Origin of the sequence: Micromonospora sp. NPDC049240 (assembly GCF_040647835.1) — a bacterium.
Lineage (GTDB): Bacteria > Actinomycetota > Actinomycetes > Mycobacteriales > Micromonosporaceae > Micromonospora.
This window is the reverse complement of the sequence record NZ_JBEZCX010000006.1, coordinates 139,003-154,006: the sequence shown is the minus strand read 5'-3', so window position 1 is coordinate 154,006 and position 15,004 is coordinate 139,003. Positions and strand designations below refer to the sequence as shown.

Below are 15,004 nucleotides of genomic sequence, written 5' to 3'. Positions count from 1 at the left end.
CGCCCTCCCCGTGGTGACTGTCGCGTTCGGCGGCAGGGCTGGCCGCCAGAACGAGTAATCTGGCTCTGCGAAACCGTGGGGAACGTCGTCGTGTCCCACTCCGGTCAACGCCGCGACGGCTCGCCCATCCTGACACGCGACGGCAGCGGCGTCCACCCGACAGCCGGACAGCAGTTAGTCGTTGATCTATGCAATGGCAGTTTCGCCAGTTCAGCACGCTCGAAGTCGAGGCTCGGGAAAGCCTGCCAGAGTGATCGGCAAACCCCAACCGGTAAGTTCAAAAGCCGCAAAACTGGATGAAACACCCACCGCGCGGGGTGCGCGGACCGGAGGGTGGTTTGACATCATGGGCACGGAGCGCGCGGCGGGGGCTCCGTGGAAAGTGTACGGAGAAAGGGTTCTCTGACCATGTGGGAAACGGCCGGGTCGGCTTTCCAGGAAATGTTCTGCAGAATGTACGGCGTTGCCGAGCCGGCGGTGCCGCTGCACAAGATAATTCACTGGTGGGCCGTCACCGCCGATGTCGGAATGCAGGACGACGACTGCAATTCCGGCACGGCTTTCGTGCCGGCCGGACACTTCTACGAGATGCACATCCCGGCGCCCGGTGACGAACGTCGGAGGACCGATCGGGACCGCGCCCGGCAGGCCGGCGCGGACTGGTTGCTCTACCCGCAGATCCGCACCACCGACGACACCACGGCGCTCGCCCGCGACGGCTTCCTCGATCTGCCCTGGTTCATGGAGGCCCAGTACCAGGTGCGCGCCGGCGTCGACGACGACCTGCGGGCCCAACTGGGCAACTCCCGCTACCGGGACCTGCGCCGGTTGGTGCGCCGCGCGCACGCCGAGTACGACCACCGCGTCCTCGACGGCGTCGGGGCGGCGGCCGACCCCGCGGCGCTCAAGGACTTCGACCGGTTGCACGCGCTCAATCTGGCGAAGTACGGACACCGCTTCAACCACCTGTCGTCCACCGCCCTCGAACTGGTCCTGGACTCGCCGCTGCGCGACCGCATGCGGCTCTTCCTGCGGCAGTCGCGGACCGACGGCGCGACCGTCCAGGCCGTGCTCTGCTTCCTCGACCCGACCGGCACCGAGCTGACCATCCTCGCCCAGGGCATCGACCCGGCCCTGGTGACGCCCGGTCAGAACGTCTACCGCGCGGCGTTCTACGAGATCTTCCGGTGGGGCGAGGGCCAGGGCGTCGGCGTCTTCAGCCTCGGCCGCGGCAACGAGGTCAAGAAGCTCGACGTCGGCGCGAACACCTACCACCTGCTGGCCAACCACATCCGCGGGGTGTCCGGCGCCGATCCGGCCGGGTTCGCGCCGATGCGCGCCAAGCTGCGCGACTTCTTCGACCGGGTGATCGGCGAACTCGAGTCCACCGGCGGTGACCGGGTGACCGTGCGACGATGACGGACCTGGTCGAGGAGAGCAGCTCCGCCACCGGGCGGCGCCGGCTGCCGCGTGCCTTCTGGGTGCTCTGGGCGGGCAGCCTGGTGAACCGGCTCGGCTACCTGATCCAACCGTTCCTCGCGCTGTACCTGTCGGGTCAGTGGCGCCTGTCGCCCGGCACGGTCGGCCTGGTGCTGGCGAGCTTCGGCGCCGGGGCCGTGGTGTCCCAGCCGCTCGGTGGCTGGCTGGCGGACCGCTGGGGCGGGCGGCGCACGCTCGTCGCCGGCCTGCTGGCCACCGCGGTGACGGCGATGCTGATCCCCTGGGCCGGCACCCTGCCGGTGCTTGTCGGTGCCGTGGTGCTCTACGGCCTCACCGTGGACCTCTACCGGCCGGCCCTCGCCGCGCTCGTCGTCGCCACGGTCCCCGGCGAGCACCGGGCGCGCGCCTTCGGCCTGATCTTCTGGGCGGTCAACCTGGGCAGCGCGGTGGCCGGACTGGCCGGCGGCCTGATGGCGGCGCGCGGCTTCGTGCTGCTGTTCGCCGTCGACGCCGCGAGCTGCGTGATCTTCGCGCTGGTCGCGGCGCGACTCCTGCCGCCCGACCGGCGGCGGGGCGCCGACGACGGCGGCCGGGGCGGCGCGGCGAGCCCGGGCGCCGACGCCCTGTTGTGGGCGGTGACCGGCACCTTCCTGGTGTTCGCGGTGCTGCTCGTGCAGGCGTACGTGACGATGCCGCTGACCATGCTCGACCAGGGGCTGCCGCCCACCGCGTACGGGCTGGTCATCGCGGTGAACCCGATCGTGATCCTGGTGCTCCAGCCGCTGCTCGCGGGGCGGCTGGCCGACTGGCCGAGGCCGACCGTCTACGCCGGCAGCCTGGCCGTCACGGGACTGGGCTTCGGGCTGCTGGCCGCCGCGCAGAACGTGCCCGTCTACGCGTTGGCGGTGCTGATCTGGACTCTCGGGGAGATCGGCGTGGCCACGGTCGGGCCGACAGTGGTGACCGAGCTCGCCCCGCCGGGGTCGGAGGGGCGCTACAGCGGTCTGTTCGGCATGGCGTACGGCGCTTCCAGCCTGGTCGGGCCGCTCACCGGCACCACGGTGCTGGCGGCGGCCGGGCCGACGACGCTCTGGGTGGTCTGCGCCGTGGCCGGCCTCGCGGCGGCTGCCGCGGCCTTCGCGCTGCGCGGCGCGATGGCCCGGCGGACAGCCCTCGCCCGGCCCGGGTGAGCGTCAGTCCGCGGCGCGGGTGATGGGCGCCTCCCGGGGGTTGCGGGCGAGCCGGAGCAGGTCGCGACCGTCGACCTGGAGGGTACGGTCGTTGCGGCCGCTGCCGCAGTAGACGGGGCCCATGCCCGCGACCGCGACGTCGAAGACGGTGATCACGCCGTCGGCGTCGGTGAGCGGGCTGGCGCCGCCCGGCTCCATGTCGAGCGCGTCGAGCACGGCCGGGTCGGCGGGGCGCAGCCGCGACCGTGAGGTGCCGACGGCTTCCGCGAGCCCTCGGTAGTCGAGCCGGGCCGGCCCGGGCAGCACCGCCAGCACCACGGTGTCCGGTGGGCCCTGGAAGGCCAGGGTCTTCACCGATCGCGTCACCGGGAAGTCGAGCAGCGTCGCCACGTCGTCGCTGGTGCGGATGGCCCGATGCGTGGCCACCGCATAGGTTGCCCCGGCCCGGTCGAGAATGCGCATCGGCGTCGGTACCGCATCGCGGGAATGTGTCATGTCGCCGACACTACCGGTCCGGTGCAAGAGTATCCGGACAATGTCCGACTTGTATGTTCGATGGGGAAGTGTCAGTAGCGCGAGGCAATGCCGACAAAGGATCATGGAAGTTCCGTTGACACCACCCGAGGGGCGGGGGTTAACTATTTCCCGGCCACCAGAGTGAGCCGCGAGGTCTTCGCGGTAACTCGACGCAGCGCTGACACGGGGAGTTCTCGCGCATGAGCCACGCCATTCGGCAGACCTGAGTTATCTGTCAACCTGTTGACGTCGCCCTGTGCTGTCGCCGTGGCGACAGCTTCTTCCTGCTCTTTCGCAGGCACGGCCACCACATCGCGGTGGCGGCCACCGCATGACCGAAGCCGCCACCATGCCGTTCCGCCCGCCCGGGACAACAGGAGGGCCTACCCATGTCCCCATCCTTTCCGCCCTTTTCGGAAATCCGCGCGGAAGCACAGCGCAGCCTGGCCGCGATGCCGGTCGACCAGTTGGCCGACATCGGCATTCTGCAACCGATCGAAAACTATTATCTGGTCGGCACCTACCCGCCGCTCAAGGCAATGGGGGAGATCACCCCGGCCGAGACCTTCACCGGCCTGACCCGGAACGCGAACATCTACCTGCACCTGCCGTTCTGCGAACAGCGCTGCACGTTCTGCCACTTCGCCAAGGAGATCCGGCCGGACTCGCCCCGGGTGACCCGGTACCTCGCCGCGCTGCACCGTGAGCTCGAGATCGTGACCGGCATGCTCCCGCACCGGGTCACCGCGGAAACGGTCTACTTCGGCGGCGGCACCCCGTCCTACCTGTCCGCCGCGCAGATCACGGCGCTCTTCGCCCGGTTGCGGCAGCACATCGACGTCCCGGGCACCGCCGAGATCACCTTCGAGCTGCACCCGTCGGTCATCGACGCCCCCGACTACACCGACCGGCTCGACGCGCTGCGCGACGCCGGGGTGAACCGGTGGGTCTTCGGCGTGCAGTCCATGGACGACCGGGTGCTGCGCAAGCTCAACCGTGGGCATGAGGCGTCCCACGTCTACCGGCTGCTCGACCTGCTGCACGAGCGGGGCCTGGACAACCACTCGGTCGACCTGATCTTCGGGCTGCCGTACCAGACCGAGGAGAACTGGTACACCACGCTGACCAGCCTGATCGGGTACGGCGTCGACAAGTTCAACATCTTCCCGCTGATGTTCAAGCAGGCCGACCCGATCTCGGCGCACTACCGCAACGAGCCGGGGATCTTCCCCGACCTGCGGCAGCGGCTGCGCATGCACTTCATGACCGAGGCGTTGACCCGGCGGCTCGGCTTCCGGCGCGGTCCGCTGTTCTACTACTCGAAGGCGGCCACCCACTCCCGCCAGCAGGAGAACAAGTACGACTCGATCGAGGACACCAACCTGCTGCCGTTCGGCGTCTCCGGGTTCGGCTACGTCGGGAACACGCAGTACTACAACGACTGCACCATGGACGGCTACATGCAGCGGGTCGAGGCGGGTCACCCCTCGGTCTGGCACGGCGTGCACCTGTCGACCGACGAGCGGATGCGCCGGGCGGTCATGTTCAACCTGCGCTCGCGGGGCGTCGGGCGCGACGACTTCCGCAGCCGCTACGGCGTCGACCCCGCCGAGCACTTCGCCGCCGAGTTGGCGCCGTACCGGGAGCACGACCTGATCCGGATCGACGACGACGCCATCCGGCTGACCGACAAGGGCGTACCGGTCGCCGACAGCATCGCGTTGCGTCTGGTGAGCCCGCAGGTCCTGGCCCGGATCCAGGACGCCAACTCGCGGATCGTCGACCTCAAGCGGGATCCGCTCGACAGGTACGACTTCTCGCCGCTGGAACGTGACCCGGTCGGCGCCGGCGTGGCCACCGCCGGCCGTCGCCCCCTGCTGCCGACTGTCGAGCACTAGGCCATGACCGCACAGTCGACCTCCGGTGGCGCATCGCTGCGGCGGGAGCTCTCCGGGCGTCAGTTGAGGATGATCGGCCTCGGCGGCGCGATCGGCACCGGCCTCTTCCTCGGCTCGGGTCAGGCGATCTCGACCGCCGGTCCGGCGGTCACCGTCGCCTACGCCATCGGGGGCGCCGTCGCGGTGACCCTCGCGTACGCGCTCACCCGCATGATCGCCGCGCATCCCGACGCGGGCGGGTTCGGCGGCATGGCCGAGCGCTACCTGGGCCCGGGCCCCGCGTTCGCGCAGCGCTGGTGGTACTGGATCGCCGGGGTCGTCAACATCGGCAGCGAGGCGCTGGCGGTCGGCATCTACCTGAAGCTGTGGTGGCCGGGGTTGCCGCTGTGGGTGCCCGCGGTGCTCTTCGCGACGCTGGTGCTGGTGGTCAACTCGTTCACCGTCGGCGTGTTCGGCGAGTTCGAGTACTGGCTCGCGATGATCAAGGTGATCACGATCGTGGTCTTCGTCGGCCTGGGGGCCGTCGCCATCTTCGTCGGTCTCGGCGGCCGGTCGGCGACCGGCCTGTCGGCCTGGACCGACCACGGCGGGTTCGCGCCGCACGGCGTGGGCGGCATCTGGCTCGCCATGGTGCTGGTGACCTTCAGCTACATGGGCACCGAGGCGCTCGCCGTGGCCGCCGGCGAGGCGCGCGCCGGCGGCCGGGACCTGGTCTCCGCCACCCGCGGTGTGGTGCTGCGGCTGCTGCTGTTCTACGTCCTCGGCACCGCGGTCGTCGTCTCGCTCGTGCCCTGGAACGAGGCGGCGGCCGGTGGTTCGGTGGACGCCAGCCCGTTCGTCCGACTGTTCGACATCGCCGGGGTCCCGGCCGCGGTGCACGTGATGAACGCGGTGGTGCTGACCGCGGCGCTGTCCGCCATGAACACCAACGTCTACGTCGCCAGTCGCACGCTGCACGGACTGGCCGGCAGCGGCCAGGCGCCACGGCTGTTCGGCCGGGTCGACAGGCGCGGCGTGCCGCTGCCCGCGCTGCTGGCCTCCGGGGCCGGGCTGCTGCTGGCGGCCCTGCTCGCGGCGGTCGCCCCCGAGCGGGCGTTCCTGGCGCTGATCGGGTTCTCGCTGTCGGGTGCGCTGCTGACCTGGATCCTCATCCTCGCCACCTACCTCGCCTACCGGCGCGCGGAACGTCCGGCGGACCGCGGACTGGCCGTAGCCGTGGTGCTGGCCATGGTCGTGCTGGCCGCGGTGCTCGGGTCCATGGCGTTCAGCGACACGTTCGGCCTGCCGATGCTCAGCGGGGTGCCGTTGCTGGTGGCGGTTCCGGTGGCGTACGCGGTCCACGCCCGGCGCCGTCGGGCGGCCGGAACGCCGGATCCGGACGCCCCCGAGCCGGTCGGGGCACGGTGACCCGATGACCGGTCCCGACCTCGCCGTCCCGACCCCACGGGCCGGACTGATCCCGCTCCTGGTGGGCGACACCCCCGTGGTCTCCGTGCCGGTCACGGCCGGCGGCCGGGAGGGGACGCTGCGGCTCAAACTCGAATCGTTCAACCCGTGCGGATCGATCAAGGATCGCACCGCCGTCGCCCTGTTCGGTTCCGTGGCCGGCCGGGTCGACCCGGTCAGCGGCATCATCGAGTCCACGTCGGGCAACCTCGGGGTGGCCCTGGCCGCGCTGTCGTCCGCGGCGCACGTGCCGTTCACGGCGGTCGTGGACCCGCGCACCCCGGCCTACGCGGTACGCGAGATGCGGCGCTTCGGCGCCTCGGTGGTGGTGGCCACCGACGAGGACGGTCGGGGCGGCTACCTGCTCAGCCGCCTCGCGTTGGTCGACCGGATGCTCGCCGAGCGACCCACCCTGAGCTGGACCAACCAGTACGAGAATCCCGCCAACCCGGCCGCGCACGAGTGGGGCACCGCGCCGGAGCTGGCCCGGCAGGTTCCCGCCGACACCGTCGTCCTGGCCGCCGTCTCCACCGGCGGCACGCTGTCCGGCCTGCGCAGCTACGCCGCCCGAGCCACGAAGTGGACGGTCGTCGGGGTCGACGTGCCGGGCTCGCACGCGGTGGGGCACACCGACGGTCCGCGACTGTTGTCCGGGATCGGCTCCAGCAAGTGCTCCGGCTTCGTCTCGGCGGCCGACGGGCCGGTCGAACGGGTCCGTCCCGCCGAGGCGGTCGCCGCCGCTGTCTGGCTGTTGGAGCAGACCGGCATCGGAGTGGGCGCCAGCTCGGGCGCGCTGGTCGCGGCGGCCCTGCGGCTGATCGAGCGGGACCGGCTGACCGACGTCGTCTGCGTCTGCGCCGACGGCGCCGGCAACTACCTGGACACGGTGTACTCCCCGCACTGGCGGGCGGCGCACGGGTTCGGGACGGATCCGCCGGCTGTCGTCCGCGGTCCGGTGGAATGGAGCACCGCATGAACGCCGATCCGCTGCGGGACTGGTTCGACCGGGCGGGCGTGCGGGTGGATCCGCGCCGGGTGCTGGCCGACGAGATGGACGGCGGCAGGGTGCTCTTCCCGGCCAGGTTGATCCCCTACCTCGACCACGAACTGCTTGACGGCCTGGCCGACGGGGCCCGGACCGCGCTGGTGGCCCGACACGCCTACCACTACTTCGCGTTCACCGCCCACTTCGAGACGAGGGTGGTCAACCGGGCCGCGGAGATGCTCGCGAACGGCCGGGTGGACGCGCCGTTGCGCCGGGACGTACGCCTCGACGCGTTCAAGATCTACTGTGACGAGGCGTACCACGCGCTCTACTCGTTCGACGTGGTGCGGCAGTTGGAGTCCGCGAGCCGGGTCGAGGCGCTGCCGTACGACTTCACCCCGTTCCTGAACCGCCTCGACGACATCTCCTCCGGCGCGATGCCGCACCGTGGGACGCTGCCGCAACTGCTCCAGGTCGTCGTCTTCGAGACGTTGGTGACGACGCTGCTGGCGGAGCTGCCGAACGACCCGGACGTGGTCGGGCTGGTCCGCGAGACGGTTCGCGACCACGCCCGGGACGAGGGGAGGCACCACGTCTTCTTCTCGCACCTGTTCCGCGATGTGTGGTCCGGGCTCGACCCGGCCGCCCGCCGGGAGGCCGCACGCTGTCTGCCCCGGCTGATCGGCCACAGCCTGCGGCCGGACCTGCGGCCCGCCCGGGCCAACCTCGCCGCCGCCGGGCTCACCCCCACGCAGGTCGAGGACGTGGTCCGCGACGTCTACCCACCGGAGTCGGTGCGTCGGACCACGCGCGACCAGGCCGTCCAGTCCGTCCGACTGTTCCGCTCCTGCGGGGTCCTCGACCTGCCCGAGGGGCTCGACGCCTTCCACGAGGAGGGACTCCTGTGACCACCTCCGTCGACCGATGGTTCACGGCCGGGCTGCCCGGGCTCCGCGGGCCGGGCAGTGTCGCGGTGCTGTCCCGCGCCGACGTCCTGCGCTGCCTCGACGCGCTGGACGTGGTGGCGCTGGTCCGGCGTACCCTCGCCGACCACGACGCGGGACGGTGCGTGCTGCCCGGCGAGGCGTACCTGCGCTGGGACAACAGCCGCGGCGCGTACACCCGGTCCATCGGGATGCCCGGCGCGGTGCCGGGCGCCTACGGCATGAAGATCATCAACGCCAGCGTCTCCAATCCGGAGGCCGGACTGGAACGCGCCGGCGGCGTGGGACTCTGCTTCGACCCGGAGACCGCCCGGATAATGGCCGTCGTGGAGGTCGGGATCGTCAGCGCCGTACGCACCGCTGCCGTCTCCGCCCTCGCCGTGGACCTCACCGGACACGCGGACGCGGAGAGCCTGACCGTGCTCGGCTGCGGCGCGCAGGGCGGCACCCACGCGGCCCTTCTCCTGGAGACCCTCCCGCGACTGTCCCGGGTCACCCTCCACGACCACGTCGGCGCCTCGGCCCACGGCCTCGCGCAACGCCTGCGCCGGCTCCGCCCCGAGCTGGACGTACGCGTCACCGCCGAGGCGGCCACCGCCGTCGCGGCCAGCCAGGTGACGATCGCCACGACCACCGCCGACGCGGGCTACCTGCCGCCGGCGTGGATACCCGCCGGCGCCCTGGTGGTCAACGTGTCGCTGGCCGACCTGACCGTCGAGGCGCTGCTCGCCGCCGGCGCCCTCTACGTCGACGACGTCGACCTGGTCGCGGAGAATCCCCGGCGTCCGCTCGGCGCGCTGATGGCGCAGGGTCGGGTCACCCGCCCCGGTTCGGCCACCGGCCGGGCGATCGACGGCACGATCGGCGGCCTGGTCACCGGCCGGCACCGGCTCGTCCGCACGGATTCCTTCACCGTGGTGAACCCCTTCGGGATGGGCGTGCTCGACGTCGCCCTGATCGAGGCGGTGCGTCGCCACGCCGTCCGCACCGGTCTCGGGTCGACGGTGGACCTCGGATGACCGGCCGTCGGGGCAGCCTGATCTCCCTGCGTGACCTCACCGCCGCGCAGCTCACCGACCTGGTCGACGCCGCCGTCCGGGTCGCCGACGACCCGGCCGCGGTGCCGCCGAGCCTGACCGGCGCGGTGGTGGCGACGCTCTTCGAACGCACCTCGACCCGGACCCGCACCGCGTTCAGCGTGGCGGCGCTCCGACTCGGCGCGCAGGTGCTGCCCTACGGGCCGGAGAGCCTCCAGACCAACACCGGCGAGTCCGCCGAGGACACCGCGCGGATCCTCGGGCTGATGCTCGACGGGGTGGTGATCCGCAGCACCCGCAGCGTCGCCGAGCTGGCCCGGATGCGCGACGCCGGGAACCTGCCGCTGATCAACGCGATGGCCCGGGAGGAGCACCCCACCCAGGCGGTGTGCGACCTGGCCACGCTGCGACGGCACCTCGGCCCGCTGGACGGCATCCGGGTGGTGTACGTCGGCGAGGGCAACAACACCGCCTCCGCGCTGGCGCACGCGCTGGCCCGGATCCCGGGCGCCGAGCTGACCCTCTACACCCCGCCGGGCTACGGCCTCGACGCCGCGACCCTGGCCGCGGCGGCAAAGGACGCCGTGGCCGGCGCCCGGGTGCGCCAGACCCACGAACGAGACGACCTGCCGGACGTCGCCGACTGCGTGTACACCACACGGTGGCAGACCACCGGAACCGTCAAGGAGGACCCGCTGTGGCGCCAGACCTTCCGGCCCTTCCACATCGACGAGGCCTTCCTGAACCGCTGGCCGCAGGCGGTGTTCCTGCACGACCTGCCGGCGCACCGAGGGGAGGAGGTGGCCGCGGCCGTCCTCGAGTCGCCGCGGAGCCTGGTGTGGCAGCAGGCCCGGATGAAACTGGACAGCGCGACGGCGGTCCTGCAGACCTGCTGGGGCACCTGAGCCGCCTGACGGTGGCGGTGCACGCCGGGCCGGTCACCGCCGAGCGGGACGCGGTGCTGTGCCTGCTGGAAGCGGTGGAGGTGCTGCTGCCCCTGCTCGGGCCGGCGCCGCGGCGCCCCAGCCGGGAGGACCTGCACACCATCGACGGACAACTGCGGGCCATGCGGACGTCCCTGCGTACCCATCTCTGGCAGACGCCGACCGGCTTCTCCCGGTCGGCCCCCGCGAACAGGAGCGATGACGCATGCAACCAGTGACCCTGCTGGTGTACGGCAAGGGCGGCCCGGCGCTGGAGTACCTGCTGCCGAGGCTGACCAGCCGGGCCATCGTCGACGTGCTGCTGGTCGGCGAGCCCCAGCCCTGGCAACGCGAACTCCTGTTCCGGTTGTGCCGCCGGCTCCACCACGCCCGGCCGGACGCCCCGCTGGCCGACGAGATCGTCGCGCACGCCACGGCCGTACGCGCCGACGCCGTGCTCACCTTCTCCGAGTACTGCGTGGTGCCCACCGCGGCGGCCTGCCGGCGGCTCGGCCTGCCCGGGCCCGGTCCGGGCGCGGCGACCTCCCGCAACAAGCTGCTCATGCGCCGCGCCTGGGCGGCGGCCGGGGTGCCGAACCCGGCGTTCCGCCCGGTCGACTCGCTCGACGACCTGACCGCGGCCTGCGCCGAGCTGGCCGGCCCGGTGATCGTCAAGTCGGTGCTGGGCGCCGGCTCGATCGGGCAGGCCACGATCCAGCCGGGCGACGACGTCGAACCGGTGTGGCGGGAACTCGCGGCGGCCGTCGACGCCGCGAGGAGATCGGGCATGTACGAGCACGGCAGCTCCAGCGGACCCCAATTCCTGGCCGAGGAGGTCATCGAGTCGAGCACGGACGGCTGGTACACCGAGCCCGGCTTCGGTGACTACCTCAGCGTCGAAGGGCTGGTGACCGGCGGCACCTACCACCCACTGGCGATCACCGCGCGGCTGCCCACGATCCCGGTGTACGTGGAGCTGAGCAACCAGGCGCCGTGCGTGCTGGCGCCGGAGCTGCAACAGCGCATCGCGGACGTCGCCCGCCGCGCCGTCGACGCGCTGGACCTGGACACCTGCGCCACCCACACCGAGTTCAAACTGATGGCCGACGGCACGGTGCGGTTGCTGGAGTCGGCGGCCCGCGCCGGCGGTGCCGCGGTCACCCGGGAGCTGCTCGAGGTCTACGGCGTCGACCTCGTCGCGCTCCAGCACGCCGCCGCGCTCGGCGACCGGCCCGAGCTGCCGGGGCGGCTGCTCCTGCCCTCGGACGCCACCTGCGCCGCCGCCTCCCTCTCGGTCATCGCGTCCGACTCGGCGGGCAAGCCCTGGCCCGTCCTGCCGCCGTTCGACCCCGACCGGGTCGACTGGTCGTCGCTCGTGTCGCCCGCCACCAGCGTCGAGCTGGTGCGCGGCCAGTCCCAGGAGCCGGGCAGCCCGATGCCCCGCTACCACCCGAACACCGGCGTGCTGGGCTATGCCGGCCTGCTCTTCCTGCGGACCACCGACCCGCTGACGCTGCGCGACGACGCGGTCCGCATCCTCGACGGCCTCGCCGAAGCGATGGACCGCTGCCGCCCGACGCCCTGACCAGCCCGCACCGCTCCGACACAGGAAATGGAGTCCGATGTCTCTCGTGCTCGGTCTGAACCTCAGTCACGACCGCTCCGCCTGCCTGGTTCGCGACGGCGAGATCGCCGTCGCCGTCGAGGAGGAGCGCCTGGACCGCATCAAGCACTCCGAGGGCTTCCTCGTGCAGGGCCACTTCGAACGCATCACCAAGACCCTGCCGATGAAGGCGATCGCCTACTGTCTCGACGCGGTCGGCGCCGGGATCGACGACGTGGACCTCGTGGTCGGTAACCGACCCCTCGGCGACGGCGCCGTCCACCGCATCCTGCGCGAGCTGCCCATCAAGGACAAGAGCAAGGTCCGCGCGCTGCCGCTGCCCGGCCACCACCGCGCCCACGCCGCCGTCGCCTACCACCCGTCGGGGTACGACGAGGCGGCCGTGCTCGTCGTGGACCAGGCCGGCGCCCGGTTCCCGGACGGCACCATCGAGAAGCACACCCTCTTCCGGGGCGACGGCGACCGGTTGGCGCCGGTGACCGCCTGCCGCTACCCGGCCGACTACTCCGACCTGAGCCTCGGCCTGTTCTACGACTTTTTCACCGCCCGGCTGGGCTTCGTCACCCGGTACGGCACCCCCGACTTCGGGGTGTTCGGCTGCGGCGGCTACCCCGAGGCGGGCAAGACCATGGGGCTGGCGCCCTACGGTCGGCCGCGTCCCGACTGGGGGCACTGGCTGACGCTGGACGGGTTCGACATCCGCTCCGCCCAGAAGGATCTCGAGGACATCTGGCAACGGCTGCTCGCCGAGGAGGGCGCCGACTACGACCCGGCCGACCCGCTGCGCTGGCAGTCACCGTTCGCGGAGGACGTCGCCCACCACGTGCAGGCCGAGCTGGAGCGGGCGATGCTGCACCTCGCCGGCGTGGCGCACGAGCTGACCGGCTCGGACAACCTCTGCATGGCCGGTGGCGTCATGCTCAACTCGGTCGCCAACGAGCGGGTACGCACCGAGTCGCCGTTCCGTGACCTCTTCATCCCGCCGGCGGCCGGCGACTCGGGCGTCGCGATCGGCGCGGCCCTCTACGGCAGCGTCGAGCTGCTCGGCAACCGGCGTCCCTCGGTGATGCGGACGGCGTCGTTCGGCCGGGCGTACTCCCGGGACGAGGTGCTGGACGCGGTGCGCAGGGTCGCCGACCACACCGGGGTCGAGCTGACCTCGCGGGAGGCCGGCCCCCGTGACGTCGCCGAGCTGCTCGCCGCGCACCGGGTCGTGGGGTGGTTCAACGGCGGTTCCGAGATCGGCCCGCGCGCGTTGGGCAACCGCAGCATGCTGGCGGACCCCCGGCACCCCGCGATGCGCGACTACCTGAACAACGTGGTCAAGCACCGGGAGCCGTTCCGCCCGTACGCCCCGTCCGCGCTCGCCGAGCACGCGGGGGAGTGGTTCGACTTCACCGGCGACAGCAACTTCATGCTGCTCGTCCCGCAGGTCGTCGCGGCCCGCCGGGAGAGCGTCCCCAGCATCACACACGTCGACGGCACCGCCCGCCTGCAGACGGTCTCGGCGCACGACAATCCGGCCTACCACGCGGTGATCTCCGCCTTCCACGAGCTGACCGGGGTGCCGATCGTGCTGAACACGTCGTACAACGACGCCGGGGAGCCGATCGTCGAGACACCGCTGCACGCGCTCTGCACCTTCGTCCGCACCGAACTCGACCACCTCTACCTCGACGGCATCCTGGTGTCCAAGGCCGGGCGAGAGCTCGGCGCGTCGCACCCGGCGCGCACCCCGCTGACGGGAGACTTTGCTCGGTGACCCTGCTTCCGGACACCGGTTCCGTGACCCGCCGCGAGCACCACCTGCGGCGGGTCCGCACCGGCTTCGTGCTCAGCCAGGTCTTCTTCGGCCTGGCGACCAGTCTGTTCGACATGTACTACGCCCTGTTCCTGGGGCAGGTGGGCATCCCGCCGGCCGGCGCCGGGCAGGTCTTCTCGGTCGGCTTCACCGTGATGGCGGTGATCGTGCTGCCGCTCAGCGCCTTCACCGACCGGCTCGGCCTGGAACCGATGATGCTGCTCAGCAGCTTCGGTTTCGCCGGCACGATGCTGGCGATCCCGTTCGTCGACAGCCTCTCCGCCCACCTGCTGCTGTTCGGCCTCAACAGCGTCTGCTCCGCCCTGATGCTGGTCAGCGTCAACGCCGTGCTCGCCTCGGCCATCCACGACGAGCAGGAACGCTTCGCGCTGTTCCGTACCGGCTTCGTCGCCTTCCTGACCGCCTCCGCGGTCGGCAACGTGGCCGGCGTGCTGCTCGCCCGCGTCGGCGCGGAGACCGCTGGCTGGTACCGCTTCGACCTGCTGTGTTCCGCCGTCCTGGCGGTGCTGATCGGCGTGGCCCGCATCGCGATGTGGCGCCGCGACGCCGCGCCGGCCGTCGTGCCCGGCGAGCCCCGCCCCCCGGTGCTGCCGGCCCTGCGCGCCAACGCCGGTCACCTCGCCGGCCTGTTCGTCCTCGCCGTCCTCGTCGGCGGCGCCGGTGTTCTCGCCATCCGCTTCATCAACCTGGTGGCCGTCAACTACCTGCACCTGGCCACCGAGTCGCTGGGCTGGCTCCTGGTCGCGGACCGCCTGGCCAGCGTCCTGGGCATCTTCGTCCTGTTTCCCCTGATGAAGCGCGGCGGCGCCCTCCGGGTGGCCGGCTTCGCCATGATCGCGGCGCTGTTCCTGCAGATCCTGAGCGCCACCGCCGGCACGGCCAGCCTCTTCGTGCTCTGGTACCTGCTGCGCCAGGGGGCGCACTACGCCCAGATGCCGGTCCTCGACAACCTCGCCAACAGCCGGGCCGCGCAGGGCACCCGCGCGTTCGTCAACGGGGTGCAGCGGATGGGCATCTTCACCGGCAGCGCCGCGGCCTCCCTCGCCTACGGGACCCTGATGTCCGCCGGCCGATACCGGGGGGCCGTCGTCCTCTCCGGCGTGCTCTCCCTCCTGGCCGGCGTGACGTACCTGGTCCAGTCGCACGTCGGGCTCCGCCGTCGAGGCGCGGACCAGTGAG

Annotated in this window: 13 protein-coding genes; 12 read left to right on the top strand and 1 reads right to left on the bottom strand. The window is 71.9% G+C overall.

Going from position 1 to position 15,004, the window contains the following annotated elements; all coding sequences use genetic code 11:
* Positions 1-453 precede the first annotated feature (453 nt).
* Together AB0B02_RS11220 and AB0B02_RS11215 are read left to right on the top strand one after the other, a co-directional pair.
* On the top strand, positions 454-1,419 hold the full coding sequence (locus AB0B02_RS11220) for a hypothetical protein (RefSeq protein WP_357299392.1): 966 nt from the start codon (positions 454-456) through the stop codon (positions 1,417-1,419).
* Complete coding sequence (locus AB0B02_RS11215) at positions 1,416-2,630, top strand: MFS transporter (RefSeq protein ID WP_357299389.1); 1,215 nt, start codon at positions 1,416-1,418, stop codon at positions 2,628-2,630. Before AB0B02_RS11220 ends, AB0B02_RS11215 begins: the two co-directional genes overlap by 4 nt.
* Before the next feature lie 3 nt (positions 2,631-2,633).
* On the opposite strand, the gene AB0B02_RS11210 is transcribed toward AB0B02_RS11215, so the two are convergent.
* Positions 2,634-3,125 (bottom strand): YbaK/EbsC family protein, encoded by a 492-nt coding sequence (locus AB0B02_RS11210; protein ID WP_281942434.1) that lies wholly within the window; start codon positions 3,123-3,125, stop codon positions 2,634-2,636.
* Positions 3,126-3,598: 473 nt separating this feature from the next.
* On the opposite strand from AB0B02_RS11210, the gene AB0B02_RS11205 reads away from it, so the two are divergent.
* Genes AB0B02_RS11205 through AB0B02_RS11160 form a run of 10 tightly spaced genes read left to right on the top strand, consistent with a single transcriptional unit; the run spans position 3,599 to position 15,003 of the window.
* Positions 3,599-5,044, top strand: a complete 1,446-nt coding sequence (locus AB0B02_RS11205) for a coproporphyrinogen-III oxidase family protein (protein ID WP_281942432.1) — start codon at positions 3,599-3,601, stop codon at positions 5,042-5,044.
* A gap of 3 nt (positions 5,045-5,047) precedes the next feature.
* Positions 5,048-6,451: an amino acid permease gene (locus tag AB0B02_RS11200; RefSeq protein WP_357299385.1), complete on the top strand. Its 1,404-nt coding sequence runs from the start codon at positions 5,048-5,050 to the stop codon at positions 6,449-6,451.
* 4 nt (positions 6,452-6,455) lie between these two features.
* A complete protein-coding gene (locus AB0B02_RS11195; protein ID WP_281942429.1) occupies positions 6,456-7,466 on the top strand; it encodes a pyridoxal-phosphate dependent enzyme in 1,011 nt (336 codons plus the stop codon).
* Positions 7,463-8,383: a diiron oxygenase gene (locus AB0B02_RS11190; RefSeq protein WP_281942427.1), complete on the top strand. Its 921-nt coding sequence runs from the start codon at positions 7,463-7,465 to the stop codon at positions 8,381-8,383. The genes AB0B02_RS11195 and AB0B02_RS11190 overlap by 4 nt, the downstream gene beginning before the upstream one ends.
* Positions 8,380-9,438, top strand: a complete 1,059-nt coding sequence (locus AB0B02_RS11185) for an ornithine cyclodeaminase (RefSeq protein ID WP_281942425.1) — start codon at positions 8,380-8,382, stop codon at positions 9,436-9,438. Before AB0B02_RS11190 ends, AB0B02_RS11185 begins: the two co-directional genes overlap by 4 nt.
* Positions 9,435-10,361, top strand: coding sequence for an ornithine carbamoyltransferase (locus tag AB0B02_RS11180; protein ID WP_281942423.1), 927 nt, complete (start codon positions 9,435-9,437; stop codon positions 10,359-10,361). The genes AB0B02_RS11185 and AB0B02_RS11180 overlap by 4 nt, the downstream gene beginning before the upstream one ends.
* An 11-nt stretch (positions 10,362-10,372) precedes the next feature.
* Entirely contained in the window at positions 10,373-10,618 is a 246-nt protein-coding gene (locus AB0B02_RS11175; RefSeq protein WP_107155089.1) for a hypothetical protein, read from the top strand.
* Positions 10,606-11,964: an ATP-grasp domain-containing protein gene (locus AB0B02_RS11170; protein ID WP_281942422.1), complete on the top strand. Its 1,359-nt coding sequence runs from the start codon at positions 10,606-10,608 to the stop codon at positions 11,962-11,964. The genes AB0B02_RS11175 and AB0B02_RS11170 overlap by 13 nt, the downstream gene beginning before the upstream one ends.
* A 37-nt stretch (positions 11,965-12,001) precedes the next feature.
* Complete coding sequence (locus AB0B02_RS11165; protein ID WP_281942419.1) at positions 12,002-13,765, top strand: carbamoyltransferase C-terminal domain-containing protein; 1,764 nt, start codon at positions 12,002-12,004, stop codon at positions 13,763-13,765.
* On the top strand, positions 13,762-15,003 hold the full coding sequence (locus AB0B02_RS11160) for an MFS transporter (protein WP_281942417.1): 1,242 nt from the start codon (positions 13,762-13,764) through the stop codon (positions 15,001-15,003). The genes AB0B02_RS11165 and AB0B02_RS11160 overlap by 4 nt, the downstream gene beginning before the upstream one ends.
* The last annotated feature ends 1 nt before the right edge of the window (position 15,004 follow it).

Bases quoted from the DNA above. Each gene is read 5' to 3' on its own strand.
- AB0B02_RS11220 (WP_357299392.1), top strand. From the start codon at position 454: ATGTACGGCGTTGCCGAGCCGGCGGTGCCGCTGCACAAGATAATTCAC.
- AB0B02_RS11215 (WP_357299389.1), top strand. From the start codon at position 1,416: ATGACGGACCTGGTCGAGGAGAGCAGCTCCGCCACCGGGCGGCGCCGG.
- AB0B02_RS11210 (WP_281942434.1), bottom strand. From the start codon at position 3,125: ATGACACATTCCCGCGATGCGGTACCGACGCCGATGCGCATTCTCGAC.
- AB0B02_RS11205 (WP_281942432.1), top strand. From the start codon at position 3,599: ATGCCGGTCGACCAGTTGGCCGACATCGGCATTCTGCAACCGATCGAA.
- AB0B02_RS11200 (WP_357299385.1), top strand. From the start codon at position 5,048: ATGACCGCACAGTCGACCTCCGGTGGCGCATCGCTGCGGCGGGAGCTC.
- AB0B02_RS11195 (WP_281942429.1), top strand. From the start codon at position 6,456: ATGACCGGTCCCGACCTCGCCGTCCCGACCCCACGGGCCGGACTGATC.
- AB0B02_RS11190 (WP_281942427.1), top strand. From the start codon at position 7,463: ATGAACGCCGATCCGCTGCGGGACTGGTTCGACCGGGCGGGCGTGCGG.
- AB0B02_RS11180 (WP_281942423.1), top strand. From the start codon at position 9,435: ATGACCGGCCGTCGGGGCAGCCTGATCTCCCTGCGTGACCTCACCGCC.
- AB0B02_RS11170 (WP_281942422.1), top strand. From the start codon at position 10,606: ATGCAACCAGTGACCCTGCTGGTGTACGGCAAGGGCGGCCCGGCGCTG.
- AB0B02_RS11165 (WP_281942419.1), top strand. From the start codon at position 12,002: ATGTCTCTCGTGCTCGGTCTGAACCTCAGTCACGACCGCTCCGCCTGC.